Source organism: Gellertiella hungarica (assembly GCF_014197145.1).
In the GTDB taxonomy this organism is placed as follows: Bacteria; Pseudomonadota; Alphaproteobacteria; order Rhizobiales; family Rhizobiaceae; genus Gellertiella; species Gellertiella hungarica.
The window spans coordinates 74,912-95,924 of record NZ_JACIEZ010000004.1 but is presented as its reverse complement, the minus strand read 5'-3'; the positions used below and the strand labels follow the sequence as shown (position 1 = coordinate 95,924).

At 60.6% G+C, this 21,013-nt stretch carries 16 protein-coding genes; 11 read left to right on the top strand and 5 right to left on the bottom strand.

Translation table 11 applies throughout. The annotated features are described in order from the left end of the window. Nucleotides 1–100: 100 nt before the first annotated feature. From glpD to dxr, 9 genes are all read left to right on the top strand, one after another. Entirely contained in the window at nt 101–1,609 is a 1,509-nt protein-coding gene (gene glpD / locus GGR23_RS11765) for a glycerol-3-phosphate dehydrogenase (protein ID WP_343066677.1), read from the top strand. 76 nt (nt 1,610–1,685) lie between these two features. Next, nucleotides 1,686–2,753: an ABC transporter ATP-binding protein gene (locus GGR23_RS11760; RefSeq protein ID WP_183366480.1), complete on the top strand. Its 1,068-nt coding sequence runs from the start codon at nt 1,686–1,688 to the stop codon at nt 2,751–2,753. A gap of 10 nt (nt 2,754–2,763) precedes the next feature. Then, entirely contained in the window at nt 2,764–3,834 is a 1,071-nt protein-coding gene (locus GGR23_RS11755; RefSeq protein WP_183366479.1) for an ABC transporter ATP-binding protein, read from the top strand. Between the two features lie 2 nt (nt 3,835–3,836). Continuing rightward, nucleotides 3,837–4,703 carry a carbohydrate ABC transporter permease gene (locus GGR23_RS11750; RefSeq protein WP_183366478.1) on the top strand — a complete coding sequence of 289 codons (867 nt, stop codon included), beginning with the start codon at nt 3,837–3,839 and terminating at the stop codon, nt 4,701–4,703. Nucleotides 4,704–4,715: 12 nt separating this feature from the next. Beyond that, entirely contained in the window at nt 4,716–5,534 is an 819-nt protein-coding gene (locus GGR23_RS11745) for a carbohydrate ABC transporter permease (RefSeq protein WP_210296943.1), read from the top strand. A gap of 13 nt (nt 5,535–5,547) precedes the next feature. Continuing rightward, nucleotides 5,548–5,829, top strand: coding sequence for a DUF2160 domain-containing protein (locus GGR23_RS11740; RefSeq protein ID WP_183366477.1), 282 nt, complete (start codon nt 5,548–5,550; stop codon nt 5,827–5,829). Nucleotides 5,830–5,910: 81 nt separating this feature from the next. Beyond that, nucleotides 5,911–7,632, top strand: coding sequence for an ABC transporter substrate-binding protein (locus tag GGR23_RS11735; protein WP_183366476.1), 1,722 nt, complete (start codon nt 5,911–5,913; stop codon nt 7,630–7,632). A gap of 437 nt (nt 7,633–8,069) precedes the next feature. After that, on the top strand, nt 8,070–8,837 hold the full coding sequence (locus tag GGR23_RS11730) for an SDR family NAD(P)-dependent oxidoreductase (RefSeq protein WP_183366475.1): 768 nt from the start codon (nt 8,070–8,072) through the stop codon (nt 8,835–8,837). Between the two features lie 77 nt (nt 8,838–8,914). Then, on the top strand, nt 8,915–10,099 hold the full coding sequence (dxr, locus tag GGR23_RS11725; protein ID WP_183366474.1) for a 1-deoxy-D-xylulose-5-phosphate reductoisomerase: 1,185 nt from the start codon (nt 8,915–8,917) through the stop codon (nt 10,097–10,099). A gap of 55 nt (nt 10,100–10,154) precedes the next feature. Here the strand turns inward: dxr and hemA are convergent, their stop codons facing one another. The 5 genes from hemA to GGR23_RS11700 form a co-directional block, all read right to left on the bottom strand. Beyond that, complete coding sequence (gene hemA, locus GGR23_RS11720; RefSeq protein WP_183366473.1) at nt 10,155–11,369, bottom strand: 5-aminolevulinate synthase; 1,215 nt, start codon at nt 11,367–11,369, stop codon at nt 10,155–10,157. A 245-nt stretch (nt 11,370–11,614) separates the two neighbouring features. Further along, nucleotides 11,615–13,138, bottom strand: coding sequence for a globin-coupled sensor protein (locus GGR23_RS11715; RefSeq protein WP_183366472.1), 1,524 nt, complete (start codon nt 13,136–13,138; stop codon nt 11,615–11,617). Between the two features lie 230 nt (nt 13,139–13,368). After that, entirely contained in the window at nt 13,369–14,166 is a 798-nt protein-coding gene (locus tag GGR23_RS11710; protein WP_183366471.1) for an FAD binding domain-containing protein, read from the bottom strand. Between the two features lie 14 nt (nt 14,167–14,180). After that, on the bottom strand, nt 14,181–16,529 hold the full coding sequence (locus GGR23_RS11705; RefSeq protein WP_183366470.1) for a xanthine dehydrogenase family protein molybdopterin-binding subunit: 2,349 nt from the start codon (nt 16,527–16,529) through the stop codon (nt 14,181–14,183). Between the two features lie 68 nt (nt 16,530–16,597). Further along, complete coding sequence (locus tag GGR23_RS11700) at nt 16,598–17,086, bottom strand: (2Fe-2S)-binding protein (protein WP_183366469.1); 489 nt, start codon at nt 17,084–17,086, stop codon at nt 16,598–16,600. Between the two features lie 273 nt (nt 17,087–17,359). Here GGR23_RS11700 and GGR23_RS11695 point away from each other — a divergent pair, with 273 nt between their 5' ends. Together GGR23_RS11695 and GGR23_RS11690 are read left to right on the top strand one after the other, a co-directional pair. Continuing rightward, nucleotides 17,360–17,620, top strand: coding sequence for a glycine zipper domain-containing protein (locus GGR23_RS11695; RefSeq protein ID WP_183366468.1), 261 nt, complete (start codon nt 17,360–17,362; stop codon nt 17,618–17,620). A gap of 181 nt (nt 17,621–17,801) precedes the next feature. Beyond that, entirely contained in the window at nt 17,802–19,727 is a 1,926-nt protein-coding gene (locus GGR23_RS11690; protein ID WP_183366467.1) for an autotransporter assembly complex protein TamA, read from the top strand. The last annotated feature ends 1,286 nt before the right edge of the window (nt 19,728–21,013 follow it).

Sequence of the window (21,013 nt, the reverse complement as noted above, 5' to 3'; positions counted from 1 at the left end):
CACTTTCGTTTGACACGCGATTTGTTTCGTTTTAAGGTTCGTCAGTTTCGAAATGAACGGAACCTTTCGACGTTCTGCGTGTCCTTTTGGGGGGATTGGCGTGCCGGAGCAGGCTCTCTACGATGTGTTCGTGATCGGTGGCGGCATCAACGGATGCGGCATTGCGCGCGACGCGGTGGGGCGTGGCTACAAGGTGGCGCTTGCCGAAGCCAAAGACTTTGCATCGGGAACCTCGTCGGCGGCCACAAAGCTCATTCATGGCGGCCTGCGCTATCTCGAATATTACGAATTCCGGCTGGTGCGCGAGGCCCTGATGGAGCGGGAGGTCCTCTGGGCCATGGCGCCGCATATCATCTGGCCCATGCGCTTCGTACTGCCCTTCCACAAGGGAGGGATTCGTCCCGCCTGGCTGATCCGGCTCGGCCTCTTCCTTTACGATCATCTGGGCGGCCGCAAGCTTTTGCCCGCGACCCGCACTCTGGACATGCGCCGCGATCCGGCCGGCAAGCCACTCAAGCCGCTCTTCACGAAGGCGTTCGAATACTCCGATGGCTGGGTGGACGATGCCCGCATGGTCGTTCTCAATGCGCGAGACGCCGAACAGCGCGGAGCTACCATTCTTCCCCGTTCCAAGGTGATCGGGGCTCGGCGCGAGAAGGATTTCTGGGAGGTCGAAGTCCTCGACACCGCCTCCGGCGTTCGCTCCAGCCATAGGGCGCGAATGCTGGTCAACGCAGCGGGGCCCTGGGTGGATACGGTGCTTTCCCAGGCCTTCGGCAAGAACCAGGTGCATAATGTGCGTCTGGTTCAGGGAAGCCACATCGTGGTGCGGAAGAAGTTCGATGATCCGAGGGCCTATTTCTTCCAGAATCCCGACAACCGGATCATCTTTGCCATTCCCTACGAGAACGACTTCACCCTCATCGGTACAACGGACCAGGATTACAAGGGCGATGCGCGCGACGTGAAGATCACGCCGCAGGAGATCGATTACCTTTGCAATGCTGCCAGCGAATATTTCGCCGAGCCGGTCCGGCCGGAGGATATCGTGTGGAGCTACTCCGGGGTTCGCCCTCTTTTCGATGACGGCGCGTCGGCCGCCCAGGAGGCGACCCGCGACTACGTCCTGAAGCTCGAAGGTGAGGGGACAGGCGCGGTGCTGCTGAACATTTTCGGCGGCAAGCTGACCACCTATCGCCGCCTTGCGGAACATGCGCTTGAGAAGATCGAGCAGGTGCTCGGGGCGAAGGGGCGGCCATGGACCGCGAAAAGCAACCTTCCGGGCGGAGATTTTGGCGTCCACGGGTATGAAAACGAGGTGGAGGCGCTCAAGAAAGCCCATCCTTATCTCGAGACCGTCCATGCGCGACGGCTGGTACGCCTTTATGGTTCCGAATGGCGCCCTATGCTTGAAGGACGAACATCGGCTGCTGACCTCGGCCAGCATTTCGGAAGCGACGTATACGCCTTCGAGATCGATTGGCTGATGACAAGGGAATGGGCTCGCACAGCGGAAGATGTGCTTTGGCGTCGCACGAAAAGGGGCCTTTACCTCGGCTCCGCCGAAGCGGCAGCGCTCGACGAATACATGGCGCACCACGCGCCGTAATGAAGATGCCAAGAAGAGCGCGCCCGGGAGAGGTGGAAGCTCTTATTGAAGGACCGATGCGGGTCCGGGAGGAAAAATGCTGGAATTGCGCGACGTCACGAAGATGGTTGCGGGTGAGTATCACATCCACCCGACCAGCCTGACGCTGGAGCGGGGGTCGCTGAACGTCCTGCTGGGACCCACCCTGTCCGGCAAGACCTCCCTCATGCGGCTGATGGCCGGCCTTGACCGCCCCTCGAGTGGGTCGGTGGTTTTCGACGGAAAGGATGTTACCGGCCTTCCCGTGCAGAGCCGCAACGTGGCGATGGTCTATCAGCAGTTCATCAATTACCCGGCGCTGACGGTTTATGAGAACATCGCTTCGCCCATGCGCATCGCCGGCAAGGACCAGCAAACCATCGACAAGGCTGTCCGAAAGGCGGCCGATCTTCTGAAGCTCACCCCCTATCTCGACCGGACACCCCTCAACCTGTCCGGCGGCCAGCAGCAGCGCACCGCCCTGGCGCGCGCCATCGTGAAGAATGCGAGCCTAGTGCTACTGGACGAACCGCTGGCAAACCTGGATTACAAGCTGCGCGAGGAACTGCGTGAGGAGCTGCCGAAGATTTTTGCGGAGTCCGGCGCGATCTTCGTCTATGCCACCACCGAGCCTTCGGAGGCCCTGCTGCTGGGCGGAAATACGGCCACGCTTTGCGAGGGGCGCATCACGCAATTCGGCCAGACGATCTCCGTCTACCGAAATCCCGCGGATCTGATTACCGCGAAGACCTTCGGCGATCCGCCGCTGAACACGCTGCCGGTTGTGAAGGCCGGTACCATCTTCAGGGCCGGCGCTGCGGAAATCGCCGTGCCAAGCCATCTGGCGCATATTGCAGATGGGCCACTGACGATCGCGTTCCAGCCGCATCACCTCAAGCGGAGCATGGAAATCCCGGCGGCCCAGGCGCTTACGGTGCGCACCCTGATTTCGGAGATCGCCGGCTCGGAGAGTTTCGTCCATGTCGCCTTTGGCGATGCTCGCTGGGTCATGCTGGCTCATGGCATCCATGACATCGATCCCGACCAGAACATTACCCTTTATCTAGATACAAGCCGGTTGATGGCCTTCGGGCCGGATGGCCGCTCGCTCGCCGCAACCGCCTGAGGAGGGGATCATGGCACGCATCGATCTCGACCATATCCGCCACGCTTACGGGGCGAAGCCCACGCGAGAGTCCGATTATGCGCTGAAGGAGGTCCATCATTCCTGGAACGATGGAGGTGCCTATGCGCTGCTCGGCCCCTCCGGCTGTGGCAAGACCACGCTGCTCAACATCATTTCGGGGCTCCTTCACCCGTCGGAGGGCAGGATCCTCTTCAACGGCAAGGATGTGACCAATCTGTCGACGCAGGAGCGCAACATTGCGCAGGTGTTCCAGTTCCCGGTCATCTACGACACCATGACCGTATACGACAACCTGGCATTTCCGCTGCGGAATCGCCACGTGCCGGAGGCCGAGGTGAACCGGCGGGTCAACGAGATACTCGACATGACCGGGCTGTCCGATATGGCAAGGCGGCGGGCGAGAGGCCTTACCGCCGATCAGAAGCAGAAGATCTCGCTGGGCCGAGGGCTGGTCAGAAACGATGTGAATGCCATCCTCTTCGACGAGCCTCTGACGGTCATCGATCCCCACATGAAATGGGTGCTTCGCTCTCAGCTGAAGCGGCTGCACAGGCAGTTCGGTTTCACCATGGTCTATGTCACGCACGACCAGACCGAAGCGCTTACCTTCGCCGACAAGGTCGTGGTCATGTATGACGGACAGATCGTCCAGATCGGAACCCCTGCCGAACTCTTCGAGCGCCCGAGCCATACCTTCGTCGGCTATTTCATCGGCTCGCCCGGCATGAACTTCATGGAGGCGAGGGTAGACGGGACAAGCGCCACGGTGGGCAGCCAGTCCATAGCGCTTGCCTACGCACCGGCCGTTGGCGGAGCACAGAAGATCGAGCTGGGCATCCGGCCGGAATTCGTCCGGCTTCAGCGCGAGGGACTACCGGTCCGCATCGGCAAGGTGGAGGACATCGGCCGTCAGAGAATCGTGCGGGCAGAATTCGAAGGCAAGCCGCTTGCGGTGGTCGTTCCGGAGGGGATGGACATTCCCGCGGATCCCAGGGTGCAGTTCGATACGTCCGCGATCAACATCTACGCCGACAGCTGGCGCGTCGGTTCGGAGGGCTGAACATGCAGAAGACCTGGAACAACAAGGCCTGGTTTCTGGTGCTGCCGGTGCTGCTGCTGGTTGCCTTTTCCGCCGTCATCCCGCTGATGACGGTGGTCAATTATTCCGTGCAGGATACCTTCGGCAACAACGAGTTCTTCTGGAACGGCACCGACTGGTTCACGGAAATCCTCCATTCCGACCGCTTCTGGGATGCGCTCGTCCGCAACCTGAGCTTCTCGGTCATCATCCTCGCCATCGAGATTCCTCTTGGTATCGTGATCGCTCTCAACATGCCGAAGAAGGGCGTGGGCGTCTCCGTGTGCCTTGTTCTGATGGCGCTGCCGCTGCTTATTCCGTGGAACGTCGTCGGCACGATCTGGCAGGTCTTCGGACGTGTGGATATCGGCCTTCTCGGCCACACGCTGGAAGCTCTGGGGATCAATTACAACTACACTCAGGATCCTTTTGCCGCCTGGATCACCGTCATCGTGATGGATGTCTGGCACTGGACGAGCCTTGTGGTGCTGCTCTGCTATGCCGGGCTGGTCTCGATTCCCGACGCCTATTACCAGGCCGCCAAGATCGATGGAGCGTCGCGCTGGTCCGTGTTCCGCTACATCCAGCTGCCGAAGATGAAGCGTGTCCTGCTGATTGCCGTCCTTCTGCGCTTCATGGACAGCTTCATGATCTACACCGAACCCTTCGTCGTCACGGGTGGCGGACCCGGCAATTCCACGACCTTCCTGTCGATCGACCTCGTGAAGATGGCCGTCGGTCAGTTCGATCTCGGTCCCGCGGCCGCGATGTCGATCATCTACTTCCTGATCATCCTGCTGCTGTCATGGGTCTTCTATACCGTGATGACGCAGAGCGACGCCGAAGCCTGAGGAGGAACCATCATGAGCAACCGTTCTGAAGGCAGCCGCCTCAGCTTCCTCATTCCCACGATCTACATCATTTTCCTGCTGCTGCCGATCTACTGGCTCGTCAACATGAGCTTCAAGGAGAATACCGAGATCCTCGGGACCTTCTCGCTCATCCCGGAAAGGCCGACGCTGCGCAACTACATGGTGATTTTCACCGATCCGTCCTGGTATTCGGGCTACATCAACTCGATGATCTACGTGGTCCTGAACACGGTGATTTCGGTGGCCGTTGCGCTGCCGGCTGCCTATGCCTTCTCCCGCTACCGCTTCCTCGGTGACAAGCATCTTTTCTTCTGGCTGCTGACGAACCGGATGGCGCCGCCTGCGGTGTTCGCGCTTCCCTTTTTCCAGCTCTATTCCGCCTTCGGCCTCATCGACACGCATATCGCGGTGGCACTTGCCCACTGCCTGTTCAACGTGCCGCTGGCAGTCTGGATCCTGGAAGGCTTCATGTCCGGCGTGCCCAAGGAGATCGACGAAACGGCCTATATCGACGGATATTCGTTCCCGCGGTTTTTCGTGAAGATCTTCATGCCGCTCATCGCCTCCGGCATCGGGGTCGCCGCATTCTTCTGCTTCATGTTCTCGTGGGTGGAGCTGCTTATCGCGCGAACCCTGACAACCACCGAAGCAAAGCCCATCTCGGCCATCATGACCCGCACCGTTTCGGCCTCGGGCCTGGACTGGGGCGTGCTTGCGGCTGCAGGTGTGCTGACCATCATTCCGGGCGCGCTGGTGATCTACTTCGTCCGCAATTACATCGCCAAGGGCTTTGCCCTCGGCCGCGTCTGACTGGGAGGAAGACATGGACTTTTCTTGGATGGCATGGACGCTGCCGACGGCACTGTTCTTTTCAGCCATTGCCTTTCTGATCGCAGCCATGGGCGTGTGGGAATACTTCTCGCCGGGCGGCGGCCCGCGCCACGGCATACTGCGTTTCAAAACAACCCGGGGAGACCGGCTCTTCATCTCTCTCCTCGGCTCCGCCTTCATCCATCTGGGCTGGCTCGGCCTGACCGAGTTCAGCCTCTGGTGGGCGCTAGCCCTCAGCATTGTCTACGCCATCGGCGTGTTCAAGTTCGTGTGAGGGATCATGAACGGGATTTCCGGCCAGTGCGTCGGTGATCCAGACTGCAACCTGCTAACGCAAAACTCTCGGGAGGATGACATGCGCAAGCAACTTATGACCACGACGGCATTCCTGCTGCTGACCCTGGCCGGAAACGCCTGGGCCGGAATGGAGGAGGCGAAGGCCTTCCTCGACAAGGAAATCGGTGATCTCTCCACGCTTTCGCGCGCGGACCAGGAAAAGGAAATGCAGTGGTTCGTCGATGCCGCGAAGCCCTTCGCCGGTATGGAAATCAAGGTGGTTTCCGAAACCATCACCACGCATGAATACGAATCCAAGGTCCTCGCCAAGGCGTTCTCCGATATCACCGGTATCAAGATTACCCACGACCTGATCGGTGAAGGTGACGTCGTCGAAAAGCTGCAGACCCAGATGCAGTCGGGCGAAAACATCTATGACGCCTACATCAACGACAGCGACCTCATCGGTACCCACTGGCGTTACCAGCAGGCCCGCAACCTGACCGACTGGATGGCGAACGAAGGCAAGGACGTAACGAACCCGAACCTCGACATCGACGACTTCATCGGCAAGAGCTTCACGACTGCGCCCGACGGCAAGCTCTACCAGCTGCCCGACCAGCAGTTCGCGAACCTCTACTGGTTCCGTTACGACTGGTTCAATGACGAGAAGAACAAGGCCGACTTCAAGGCCAAGTATGGCTACGATCTCGGCGTTCCGGTCAACTGGTCTGCCTATGAAGACATCGCCGAATTCTTCACCGGCCGCGAGCAGGACGGGAAGAAGGTCTATGGCCATATGGATTACGGCAAGAAGGACCCGTCGCTTGGCTGGCGCTTCACCGACGCCTGGCTTTCGATGGCCGGTAACGGCGACAAGGGCATCCCGAACGGTCTGCCGGTCGACGAATGGGGCATCAAGGTCAACGAGAAGTCCCAGCCCGTCGGTTCGTGCGTCGCACGCGGTGGCGATACCAACGGTCCGGCAGCTGTCTACTCGATCGAGAAGTACCTCGACTGGCTGAAGAAGTATGCGCCGCCGGAAGCCGCTGGCATGACCTTCTCCGAATCCGGTCCGGTTCCGGCCCAGGGTCAGATCGCCCAGCAGATCTTCTGGTACACGGCCTTCACCGCCGACATGGTGAAGGAAGGCCTGCCGGTCATGAACGCCGATGGTACGCCGAAGTGGCGCATGGCACCCTCGCCGCATGGCGTCTACTGGAAGGACGGCATGAAGCTCGGCTACCAGGATGCCGGTTCCTGGACGCTGATGAAGTCCACGCCGGATGACCGCGCAAAGGCAGCCTGGCTGTATGCGCAGTTCGTCACCTCCAAGACCGTCGACGTGAAGAAGTCCCATGTTGGTCTGACGTTCATCCGTCAGTCGACGCTGGACCACCAGAGCTTCACGGAACGGGCACCCAAGCTTGGCGGTCTGATCGAGTTCTACCGTTCGCCGGCCCGCCTGCAGTGGTCGCCGACCGGTACAAACGTTCCGGACTATCCGAAGCTTGCCCAGCTGTGGTGGCAGGCCATCGGCGATGCCTCCTCGGGCGCAAAGACTGCTCAGGAAGCCATGGACTCGCTCTGCGCAGAGCAGGAGAAGGTTCTGGCCCGTATCGAGAAGTCGGGCGTTCAGGGTGACATCGGCCCGGCACTGGCCGAAGAAACCTCGCTTGAAGAGCAGAACAAGGCAGCCGTCGCTGCCGGCCATCTTGCTCCGCAGCTGAAGATCGAGAACGAGAAGGAAAAGCCGATCACGGTCAACTACGACGAACTCGTCAAGAGCTGGCAGAAGTAAGACCTTCGAGCAGTGGAATAGTGAAATGCCCGGTCGTTCTGGCCGGGCATTTTCTTTTGCAACCCCGCCGATCATCCGTTCGCCACGACAGTCTGACGTAAGTGTCGCTGTCTATTCTGCCCCTCCCACAATCGTGAGGAAGTCTGTCATGTCATATGATTGGAAAGGCGAGCAGACGGCACGTCGGCATGAAATACGCGTCGCGCTGTCGGTGGCGGCCGCGGCGATTGTCCTGGCTGCCCTGTTTCCGCTTGTGCTTTAGTTCGTGATCTCATTCCATATTGACGGCATCGGCCTCTTGCAGGCCGGTGCCGACGCCAAGTTTGCATTATTTCCAACAGTTTTGCGGCAGCACAGGATGCTGCCGCACTTGGTTTCGCTCGGAAAAGTGGTTAGAGCTTCATAAACCTTTGAGAGTTCTTTCCATCCGGATGACGATGCTTAACGCCTTTGAGATTGCTGGCCGGACTGCCGTGATTACGGGCGGAGCCCGTGGTATAGGCCGGTCGATCGGCGAGGCCTTTCTGAAGGCGGGGGCGTCGATCATTCTTCTTGACCGCGATCACCGGCAAGGTGAGGAAACGCTTCGCGCCATGGAGGAGATGCATCCGGGCCGAAGCCGCTTCATAGCGCTCGATGTGACGGATGAGGCGGATGTTCGCCGTGTGGCAGACGACATCTGCCGGGAGAATGTTCCGGATATCCTCGTCAACAATGCGGGCATCGTCAGCAACACTCCGTTTGCCGATCTCACGCATGCGCAGTGGCAGGACGTGGTGAACGTCAACCTTGGTGGAACTTTCCTGTGCATGCAGGCCTTCGGAGGCCACATGGTCAAGGCCCGGAAGGGCTCGATCGTGAACATTTCTTCCATCTGTGGAGACGTGGCCGCGGTGCCGCAGTCCCAGACCGCCTATGATGCCAGCAAGGCCGGCGTCAATCAGCTCACCCGGTCGCTTGCCGCCGAATGGGCCCGTCATGGGGTCCGGGTGAACGCCGTTGCCCCGGGATATGTCGCCACCGACATGACCCTTGCGGGCCGGAAGAACCAGATGTGCTACAAGACCTGGATTCGCATGACGCCGATGGCCCGGTTTGCCGAGCCGGAGGAGATTGCCAATGCGGTGGTGTTTCTGGCTTCGGATGCGGCGAGTTTCATCACCGGGACGATCCTGATGGCCGATGGCGGCTATACTGCCATCTGACATCCCTGGCCGCTGCGGCTTGTTGCCGGGGCACAAAGGCTTTAGAGGGAACCGAAAAGGTTACAGGAAGAGACAGAATGAACGTTCCCGGTTCGCCTCGCCGCCTGAGCATACTCGGTTCGACGGGCTCCATCGGTCAGAATACGCTCGATGTCGTGCGCCAGCTCGGCGGACGCGAGGCCTTCGAGATCGAAGCCCTGACGGGCAATGGCAACATCGGCCTTCTTGCGGAGCAGGCACGCGCATTTGGTGCTCGCATGGCAGTGACGGCCAGCGAGGCTCATTATGACGCTCTGAAGCAGGCGCTCGCCGGCACCGGTATCGAGGCGGGTGCGGGACCGTCCGCGCTCATCGAGGCGGCAGATCGCCCGGCCGAGATGGTCATGGCTGCCATCATCGGAACGGCCGGTCTCGCGCCTACACTTTCGGCAGCGCGCCGCGGGGCCGACATTGCTCTTGCGAACAAGGAATGCCTGGTCACGGCAGGGGATCTTTTCGTGGACGCCGTCAGGAAGGGGGGCGGACGACTGCTCCCTGTCGACAGCGAGCACAATGCCATTTTCCAGGTGCTCGAGGAGCACCAGCGCCATGCCCTGGAACGGATCGTCCTGACGGCCTCGGGCGGTCCTTTCCGCACCTGGACGCGGGAGCAGATGGCTGGCGTTACGGCTGAAACGGCCGCCCGCCACCCCAACTGGTCCATGGGCATGAAGATATCGGTCGGAAGCGCGACCATGTTCAACAAGGCCCTCGAGATGATCGAGGCGAAGCATCTTTTCAATGTATCGCCCCAGCAGATCGAGGTCGTGGTTCACCCGCAATCGATCATTCACAGCATGGTCGGCTACACGGATGGATCGGTTCTGGCGCAGCTGGGCTGCCCTGACATGCGGACAGCAATCGGCTATGCGCTGGCCTATCCCCATCGGCCCGCGCTGTCCGTCGAGAGGCTCGATTTCGCTCGGCTGTCGAGGCTGGATTTCGAAGCGCCCGACGAGGACCGCTTCCCGGCGCTTCGCCTTGCGCGGCGAGCACTCGAGAGGGGAGGCCTGCAAAGCGCGGTCATGAACGCTGCAGAGGAGACGGCGTTCGAGGCATTCGTCGAGGCACGGATCGGCTTTCTCGACATGGCCGAAATCGCGGAAGCCGTCATGGAGGACATGATCGATGCCGGTGAGGCGCTGGATATCGACCAGGTCTTTGCGATCGACGCAGAAGCCCGGCGCAGGGCCGGCGAGAGGCTTCGTGCAATGGCTCGATGAGGCATGAAAAAAGCCGCCTTCCGGGCGGCTTTTTTCACTGACGCATGCCTGCCGCTCAGGCGACAGCCCGGGCGAGGGCGCAACGGGACCACAGGCTGTGCAGGGCCGAGACCAGGTGCTCCATGTCAGCATCCGTGTGAAGAGGTGTCGGCGTGAAACGCAGGCGCTCGGTCTTGCGCGGAACGGTCGGGTAGTTGATCGGCTGAACGTAAACGCCGTAGCTATCCAGCAGGATGTCCGAGATCCACTTGCACTTGGCTGCATCGCCCACCATCACGGGCACGATGTGGCTCGGATTGTCGACGTGCGGAATTCCCTTCTGATCCAGCATCTGGCGGAAGCGGCGAACACGCTCCTGGTGCCGAGCGCGTTCCATCTGGGAACCCTTCAGATGACGGATGGAGGCAACAGCACCGGCTGCGAGCGCAGGCGGCAGCGCGGTGGTGAAAATGAAGCCCGATGCAAACGAGCGGATGAAATCGCAGACCGCGGCGGAGCCGGCAATATAGCCACCCATGACGCCAAAGGCCTTGCCAAGGGTGCCTTCGATGATCGTCAGCCGGTCCATCAGACCCTCGCGCTCGGCAATGCCGCCGCCACGCGGGCCATACATGCCAACGGCATGCACCTCGTCGAGGTAAGTCATGGCGTTGTACTTGTCGGCCAGATCGCAGATTTCCTTGATGGGGGCAATGTCGCCATCCATGGAATAGACGGATTCGAAGGCAATCAGCTTGGGGGCGTTGGGATCAGCCGCAGCGAGCTTTGCTTCAAGATCGGCCACGTCATTATGCTTCCAGATGACCCGCTCGCAGCGGCCATGGCGGATGCCCTCGATCATGGAGGCATGGTTCAGGGCATCGGAAAAAATGATGAGGCCGGGAATCTTCTGACCGAGCGTGCCGAGGGTTGCCCAGTTCGAAACATAGCCGGATGTGAAGATCAGCGCCGATTCCTTGCCGTGCAGATCGGCCAGCTCGCGCTCGAGAAGAACGTGGTAGTGATTGGTCCCAGAGATATTCCGGGTGCCTCCCGCACCCGCGCCACAGTGATCGATCGCCTGCTTCATGGCTTCGATCACCAGCGGATGCTGGCCCATGCCGAGATAGTCGTTGGAGCACCAAACGGTCACATCGGAAGCACCATCGGCGGTATGGCGCGTGGCACGCGGAAAGGCCCCGCGCTGACGTTCCAGATCGGCAAACACACGATAACGGCCTTCCTGGTGAAGACCTTCGAGCTCGCCTTTGAAAAATGCCTCGAAATCCATGAAATGCTCCAGACGCGTGCCGGTGTGGTGTCCCGGCCTTCAACCTTTTGATTTCTGCCGCTCCGCCCGTCAACCCCTTTCACCGGGTTTTGACCTTGGGTGCGGCAAAAGAACCGGGCTCTGCCGATTCTGCTGATTGGGAACTTACACGCCCGGAGCCGGTGCAAACTTGATTCATATCAAGCAACCGGACGCTTCCTGTATCCGGTTGCAGATTGTCGGGTACCCTTCATCGCGGAGTGTCTTCAAGCGGCCCGCGATATCCGGCTTGCGCCGTGGCTGGCCCGGAGTTCGGAGACGCCCGTTGCAAATTCCCTGAGCAACCCGGAAATGCGCGTGACTTCCTGGACAAGCGAGTGGCTTGCGGCGGTGGATTGCTCCACCATCGCGGCATTCTGTTGCGTCGCCTGATCCATCTGGTTCACGGCGTGGCTTATTTCCTGAAGCGCAGTGGACTGTTCGCGCGCGCCGTCCACAATGTGACCGATATGGCGATTGATCTCGCTGACCTGTTCAACGATGGAGGAGAGCGTCCGACCGGTCTCGCCGACGAGAGATACCCCGGATTTCACCTGCTCGCCAGAATTCGTGATCAGCTGCTTGATCTCACGCGCGGCCGTCGCAGACCTTTGCGCCAGTTCCCGGACCTCTTGTGCAACTACGGCAAAACCTTTTCCGGCTTCACCTGCGCGCGCCGCCTCCACGCCGGCGTTCAGCGCCAGCAGATTGGTTTGGAAGGCGATGTTGTCGATGACGCCGATGATGTTGGATATCTCCCGGGAAGAATTTTCGATCGCCCCCATTGCAATGACGGCTTTCTCCACGACCTGACCCGAGATTTCCGCATCGCTCTTCGCCCTGGCGACGAGAGCGCCTGCTTCTTCCGCACGTCGGCTGGAATCCCGGACGGTGGTGGTGATCTGCTCCAGAGCGGCTGCCGTTTGCTCGATGGATGCAGCCTGCTGTTCCGTTCGCCGCGACAGATCGTTTGCCCCGTCGAGCAGTTCGCTGGCGCTTCCGCTGATGCCCTGGCACGCATCTCCTATTCCGGTAATCGTCTGGCACAACTCCTGAAGCGCCTGGTTGAAGTCGGCACGCAGCGGCTCATACGCCTCCGGCAAAGCGTCCTGGATCTGGTAGCCGATCTCCTTTGCCGCAATGGCCTTCATAGCCTTGCCGAAGACCTGGCGCACCATGCTCCTTTCCTGCTCGATGATTTCCGCCTGGGCTTTCTTCTTGGCCGCCTCTGCTTCTTCCATGTAGACAGAAATGGCGAGGTCCATGTCGAGCATGACCGCCTTGACGAGCGAGCCCAACATGCTGCCGAGCTCATCGGGAGCCGTGCCCCGGGAACCGAACAGGCCCGCTTTGGGGGCGTACTGCCTGACCACTTCCTTGATCAGGTGGTCGAGGATGATGGCGTATCCGCCAATGTACCAGCGAGGCTCGAGACCGATCCTTGCGTGAACGGATCCGATTGTCTTGACCTTGGTGACGTAGTTCGCGCTGAAGTCCCCATTTGCGATGTTTTCCCAGTGACTGGATTGGGCGAGCTTTGCGCGCGTGACATGATCTTCAGAAGAAAAGAAGCGTTTGACTTCCGGCGTCTTGCGCAACTGATCGTAGAATAGATCAAGCCCGTGCGGCAGTTCCCGTTCCACGACAGACTTCAGCGACCGTATTTCACTGCGACCCGACTCGCTTAGTTGCATGAACGCAAGACGATCTTCGACACTGGACTTTACGGTGGACTCACTCACCTCTGACATCGACACCCGATCCTTGTAAACCTGTTCTTTTGGGAAAGCGGCAGTACAACGTCTGCGTCATGCAGCAAGGAGTGTGCGTCATGCACCCCCAAGAAGTAGTGGTGCGAAAGGTAGCAATGGTCGGCTAACGAAAATATAACGACGATGACAATTGTAAGAACGATTTTTGGTACTTGTTATCTTTTTTCCGGCCGGGAAGTTTCACCTCCCGGCCGGCAACATTCAGGCCTTCACAGGGTGGATGCCACCGCCCGTTTTGCCATGACCTTCACCAGGTTTGCGCGGTACTCCGAGCTTGCGTGGAGATCCGACATCAGGTTCGTCGGATCGATGCTGACGCCGCCCACCGCATCCGGTGCCCAATTGCCACTCAAGGCCAGCTCGAGCCCTTCATGGCGGAAGACGCCATCAGCACCGGCACCGGTCACGGCGACACGGACAGCACCGCCGCGGCGGGCCACGAAAACGCCTGTCATGGCATAGCGGGACGCCGGGTTCGGAAACTTGGCGTAGCCTGCCTTCTCGGGTGCCTCGAACCGAATGGCGGTGATCATCTCGCCTTCTTCAAGGGCAGTCGTGAAAAGCCCCTGGAAGAAGTCGGATGCTGCAATCTCGCGACGGTCGGTGACGATGGTCGCATCCAGTGCCAGCATGGCGGAAGGATAGTCCGCCGCCGGATCGTTGTTGGCGATGGAGCCGCCAATCGTGCCGAGATGGCGGACGTGCGGATCGCCGATACCTCCAGCGAGATTGGCAAGTGCGGGGCATACGGCGCGAAGCTCTGCCGATGCCGCGACTTCGGCATGGGTGACCGCAGCGCCGATGCGAACGCTGCGCCCGTTGACGGCGATGCCCTTGAGGGCGGCCACGTGGCGGAGGTCGATCAGATCGCTCGGCGACGCGAGACGCTGCTTCATGGTGGCAATCAGCGTCTGGCCGCCGGACACGAACTTGGCGTCCCCATTGTCCGTTGCGAGTTTTACTGCCTCTTCGACGGAGGAGGCGCGATGATAGTTGGTCGCATACATGACTGTCCTCCTTCTCAGCGGGCCGCGTTCAATGCAGCCCAAACCTTTTGCGGTGTGGCCGGCATTGTCAGATCGTTGTTGCCGATCGCATCGGTGATTGCATTGATGACCGCCGGCGGCGAACCGATGGCACCTGCTTCGCCGCAACCCTTGATCCCGAGCGGGTTGCTGGGCGAGGGGGTGCACTGATGCGACACCTGGAAGGACGGAAGGTCATCCGCGCGCGGCATGGCATAATCCATGTAGGATGCGGTCAGAAGCTGGCCCGTGGAGGTATCGTAATGAACACCCTCCAGCAGTGCCTGTCCGACACCTTGCGCAATCCCGCCATGCACCTGGCCTTCGACGATCATCGGGTTGATGATGTTGCCGAAGTCATCGGCGGCGACAAACTGCACGATGTGTGTCTTCCCGGTTTCGGGATCCACCTCGACTTCGCAGATGTAGCAACCGGCGGGGAAAGTGAAGTTGGAGGGGTCGTAGAAGGCTCCTTCCTTCAGCCCGGGTTCCATGCCCGCGGGAAGATTGTGCGCCGTGTAGGCAGCAAGAGCCACCTGGAACCAGGGCAGCGACTTGTCTGTCCCCGCCACCTTCAGCGTTCCGTTCTCGACGACAATGTCGCTCTCATCCGCCTCCATCAGGTGGGCCGCGATCTTCTTGGCCTTCGCCTCCACCTTGTCGAGTGCCTTGACGATGGCTGACATGCCCACCGCGCCGGAGCGCGAGCCATAGGTGCCCATCCCCATCTGCACCTTGTCGGTGTCACCATGCACGATGGCCACGCTGTCCATCGGCACGCCGAGACGGTCTGCCACCAGCTGCGCAAAGGTCGTCTCGTGTCCCTGGCCGTGGCTGTGGGAACCGGTCAGCACCTCGATCGTGCCAACCGCGTTGACACGCACTTCCGCAGATTCCCAAAGACCGACGCCGGAACCGAGAGAGCCCACCGCTGCAGACGGGGCGATGCCGCAGGCCTCGATGTAGCAGCTCATGCCGATGCCGCGCTTCATTCCGCGCTTTTCAGACTCCGCCCGGCGAGCCGGGAAGCCGTCCCAGTCAGCGGCCTTCATGGCAGCATCGAGAGAGGCTGCGTAGTCGCCGGCGTCATAGGTGAGAATGACCGGTGTCTGGTAGGGGAATGTCGTGATGAAGTTCTTGCGGCGCAGCTCCGCGGGCGAAACGCCGAGTTCGCGTGCGGCGGTTTCCATCAGCCGCTCGAGAACGTAAGTCGCCTCCGGACGCCCCGCGCCACGATAGGCATCCACGGGTGTGGTGTTGGTATAGACCGCCCGGACATTCGCATGGATCGCCGGGATCACGTACTGGCCGGAGAACAGCGTCGCATGCAGATAGGTGGGCGTCACCGAGGAGAAGAGCGACATGTAGGCGCCGAGGTTGGCGATGGTATCGACCTTGAGCCCGGTGATGCGGTGATCCTTGTCGAAGCCAAGCTTCACCTTCGTGACATGATCGCGACCATGGGCGTCCGTCAGGAACGCCTCGGTTCGATCGGCCGTCCACTTTACCGGAACGCCGGTCTTCTTCGAAGCCCACAGACAGACGATTTCTTCCGGATAGATGTAGATCTTCGATCCGAAGCCACCGCCGACGTCTGGCGCAATCACGCGGAGCTTGTGTTCCGGCGCCACGTTGTAGAAGGCGCTCATCACCAGTCGTGCCACATGCGGGTTCTGGCTGGTGGTATAGCAGGTATAGTGATCTTCCGCCTCGTCATAGATGCCGAGCGCGGCGCGCGGCTCCATCGGATTGGGAGACAGGCGGTTGTTGATGATCTCCATCTCGGTGACGTGGGCTGCACTGGCAAGGGCCGCATCCGCGGCGGCGCTGTCGCCGATTTCCCAGTCGAAGATGAGATTGTTAGGAGCTTCCGGATGAAGCTGGGGAGCGCCCGGCTTCAGCGTGTCGACGGAAGAGATCACGGCTGGCAGCACGTCATAGTCTACGCTCACGGCTTCTGCCGCGTCCCGTGCCTCGCCCATGCTGTCCGCGACCACGATGGCAACGGCATCACCTACATAGCGGACCGTTTCGTCCGCAAGCGGGCGCCATGCGCCCATTTTCATCGGCGAGCCGTCCTTGGAATGGATCATCCAGCCACAGATGAGGTTGCCTATCCCGTCTGCCTTCAGTTCCTTGCCATCCAGAACCGCAATGACGCCCGGCATGGACAGCGCGGCGGACTTGTCGATGCCCTTGATGCGGGCATGCGCGTGCGGACTGCGAATGAAATAGGCATATTTCATGCCCGGTACGGTCATGTCGTCGGTATACCGGCCCTTGCCGGTGAGAAAGCGCTTGTCCTCCTTGCGGGTCACGCGCGCACCAATGCCTTCAACACCCATGATTTCCTCCCAATGGGGTATCTGGTGAATGATTCACGTCCGGCCGGCGGCCGGCGCCCTTTGTCGGATTATTCGGCGGCCTGCCGGGCGGTGCCCATTTCGGCAGCAGCAGAGAGAACGGCTTTCACGATGTTGTGGTAGCCGGTGCAACGACAGATGTTGCCTTCCAGGCCTGCCCGGACCGTCTCTTCGGTCAAGGAATTGCCGTGACGGTTGATGAGGTCGACCGCGGTCATAACCATGCCCGGGGTGCAGAACCCGCACTGAAGGCCGTGATTGTCCTTGAACGCCGCCTGCACCGGATGCATTTCGCCGTTCTGTGCGAGGCCCTCGATCGTCGTGATGCTGGAACCGGATGCCTGGACGGCAAGAATGGAACAGCTCTTGACCGACTTTCCGTCCATGTGCACGACACAGGCGCCGCACTGGTTGGTGTCGCAGCCGACATGCGTTCCCGTCAGTCCAAGTTTCTCCCGGATAAAATGCACGAGCAGCGTCCTGTCCTCGCAGTCGCCGCTCACTGTCCGGCCATTCACCGTCAGTGTCACTTTCGCCATTTATGTTCCTCCTCGCGCCTCTCCCTGGCGCAACGGCATCATTTGTCTTTTTCGCTCACGTATCAACACTTACTTTTGTAGGGGCGGTTTTTTTATGGGCTTAGGCGCAACGGTCGGGAACTTTCGCATCCGGTACAAGTTAAAGATTCAACCGGCCATATTGCCCGGTCCGGTAGCTTATGTATGATCAAGATTGTCCTGGCTGCGGCAATGTCGGGGGGCGGCTATACCCGGAGTTGGCGTATCAGACGAAGAAAAATTGGAGAGAGTTCAATGAAAAAGGCCATCGTTCTTCTGTTGGTTGGTTTGTCGGTAGCAAGCTGCTCGCAGACCGAAAAGGGTGCGGCTATCGGCGCGGCCGGCGGTGCGATCCTCGGCGGCGCAATCACCGGTGACGTTCGCGGCGCAGCCGTGGGTGCGGCCATCGGCGGTGTGTCCGGTGCCGTGATCGGCCACGTGTCCGAACAGCCGGGCCAGTGCTACTATCGCGACCGTTACGGCCGTCGCTACATCGACGACTGCCCGCGCTACTAATTTGCGTTTCATCGCGACGGAGATCCCGGGCCAAAAGCCCGGGATTTTTCGTTCCGGCAAAGTTTTTTCCGCCAAAAGGTGCCCGACACCGATTTTTAATGATATGACGCAAGCCTCGGTTAACCCTGGGGCAATGCTTCGGGTGCATGATGCCGGGCGTGACATCTTGTAGTATGGCGTAATGCACAACCATTCGTATGACGCGAAAAGACCCCTCGGTAGACGGGTCAGGAAGGCTCTTCTGGTCCTCTCGGCCGGAACCGCGCTTCTGTCGCTCGGCGTGCTGCCAGCCGAGGCATTCACCATCTTCGGTTACAAGTTCTTCGAAAGCGACGAGCCCGAGCAGCAGGTTCTCGATCCGGTGCGCTACAGCGTCACCCTGGACGTCGCGGGCGGCGACGACGATCTCAAGGAAAAACTCGAAGGCGCGTCCCAGCTCGTGGCAGACAAGGACGATCCGGTTTCGGGTGATCTGGGCGTTGCCATCAAGGCGCGTGACGATCGGGACAGGTTGCTGGCTGTCCTCTACGAAAACGCCCGTTACGGCGCAGTGGTCGATGTCACCGTCAATGGGGTCGATCTGGCAGAGCTTCCGCCCAATCCCGCCTTTAACCGCTCGCAGCCTGTGCCTGTGCATGTTCGCGTCGATCCGGGAGCCCAATTCTCCCTCGGTCGCGTGACCTTTGCTGGAGACGCATCGCGATTTGCGCCAGAGGCATTCGGGCTTGGTGCTGGCGCAGATGCAGGCTCCCTTGCCATCATCAAGGCGGGCGAGCTTGTGGTGAACGAGCTCAAGAAGGAAGGGCGTCCCCTGGCCAAGTTGACGGGTCGGGACGTGATTGCCGATCACAAGACGAACACGGTCGACGTGACGATTTCCGCCGAGGGAGGGCCCATTGCCCCGATCGGTGAAACGCGGGTCACCGGAACGGAAACGGTGGACGAGGATTTCGTCCGCACCTATTCGCTGCTCAACAATGGCAGGCCCTATTCGCCTGAAGCGCTCACGAAAGCCTCCGAACGTCTGCGCAAGCTCGGCGTTTTTTCCAGCGTTACCATACGCGAGGCGCAGGCTCTCGATGACGACGGCCGCATACCGGTCGACATCAAGGTGTCGGAGGGGAAGCATCGCTACTTTGGCGTCGGGGCGCAGTATTCGACCATCGACGGCTTCGGCGTGCAGGGTTATTGGGGCCATCGCAATCTGTTCGGCCGGGCGGAATCTCTGCGCATCGAAGGCGCTGTCAGCCGTCTCGGCGAAACCACGGATGTGCAGAAGCTGGATTACTCGGCCGGCATTCTCTTTTCGAAGCCGGGGTTCATCCTGCCGACGATCACGCTCAATGCGAGCCTCAAGGCCAAGATGGAAGCGCCTGAATCCTACGAGGCCAAGACCGTTACCGCCGCCGCCGGTCTGACTTACGAGATCAACGATATCGACAAGGTTACAGGTGGCGGCGAGATCAGCTATGCTAAGACGGAAGATGCCTTCGGCGTCAACGATTACCTGACCTTTTCCATACCGGTCGAGTTCGAGCGGGATGCGCGCGACGACAAGCTCAACCCCACCTCCGGCTATCGCGCCATCGTGAATGCAAAGCCGAGCTACGAGGCCTTGGAAGGCAACATTTTCTCCTCCTTCGAGGCCTCGGGCTCCGGCTATTACGGTTTCGGAGACGACAACGGAGTTGTGCTTGCGGGCAAGGTGTCTGCCGGTACGATCGTCGGGGGAGGGGACCTGGAGAACATCCCGGTCAACCGGCGCTTCTATGCCGGTGGTGGCGGTTCGGTCCGCGGCTATTCCTACCAGCAGATCTCGCCTCGGAACGCCAAGGGCGAGGCGACGGGTGGACGCTCCTACCTGCAGACTTCGCTCGAAGCGCGGGTCAACGTCACCGAAACGATCGGCGTCGTGCCCTTCATCGATGCGGCGACCGTTTCCGACGAGGCATTCCCGGATTTTTCCGATGTTCGTGCCGGTGCCGGTATCGGCCTGCGCTATGCCACACCCTTTGGCCCGATCCGTCTCGATGTCGCCGTGCCGCTGCAACCCTATGAGGGCGGAAGCCGTTACGGTATTTATGCGGGCATCGGACAGGCGTTCTGACGATCCCTGGCCCCGGCAGCGGTCCACGCCCAAATGGCGATTTCCGGTTTCTGTCCGAGGGAAGTAGGTTCCCAACATGAAAAGACTGATTCGCGTGCTCCGCTCCATCTTCCGCTCGGTCGGGCGGATCCTGTTCGTGATTGTCCTGCTGCTGGTGCTGGCAGTGGCGTTCGTCGGCTTCACGCCCTCCGGAGCTAGAATCGTTGCGGACAAGGTCGCCGAGGCGATCTCAGTGCCGGGTCGGGTCGTCTCCATCGAGGGTCCGTCCTCGCTTCTGACGGGAAACCTCCGGGTCGATGAGGTGACGCTTTCGGACAGCAAGGGTGTCTACGCCCGGATCCGGGGAATCCAGATGGACTGGTCTCCTGCCTCCCTCCTGCGCATGACCTTCAAGGCACAGTCCGTGCGGGCAGCGAGCATCGAATATCTCCGCCCGACCACGGAGACGGTATCGGCGGCGTCCGAAAACGACCAGCCTTTCCGTCTTCCGGTTGCGGTTGACATCGCTGACATTCAGCTTCCGGAGATCGTGATCGCCGAACCTGTCGCTGGCCGGGCCTTCACGGTTTCCGCATCCGGCTCGGGACGTGCCGATAACCAGGATATCGTCCTCACCCTTGCCGCGCACCGAAAGGATGATCCCCAAGCCAGGGCGACCGCCGATATCGCCTTCGTTCCAGCCGAAAACAGGCTGACGCTGAAGGCGTCGGTCGAGGAACCGAAAGACGGAATGATCGCCCGCCTTCTCAAGCTGCCGGACCGTCCTGCGCTCAGCCTTTCCGTCGACGGAAGCGGCCCTCTTCCCGATTGGGCCGGCAAACTGGTGGCGGCGCTTGACGGAGCCCCTGCCATGGCCATGCAGGTGCAACACAAGGCCGTCGCAAATGACGGTCACCACCTGCTGATGCAGGGCAGCGGCGCCGCCCAGCCACTGATGCCCGCCACAGTTCGCGACCTTTTCGAAGGTCAGACCGAGTTTGCACTCGACCTCGTCCTTGAGGCGGGCGGCCGGCTTGAGATCAGGAAAGGTTCGCTGCTGTCGTCCAGTATTTCGGTCGCGGCCTCCGGTGTCTACGATCCCAACGGATCGAACACGCTGTCGGCCCGGGCCGAGGGCGTCAAGGGGGCGGTCTCGCTTGCCATTCCCGTGGGGAAGGACAATGTCGGGCTTCAGCTGACGGATATAGACCTCTCCCTTTCTGGCGAGGCGAGTGCGGCAGTACTGGACCTCCAGGCAACCCTGCCGAGCGTGAGCTTCCCCGGATACCGGACCGAGGATGTCCGGC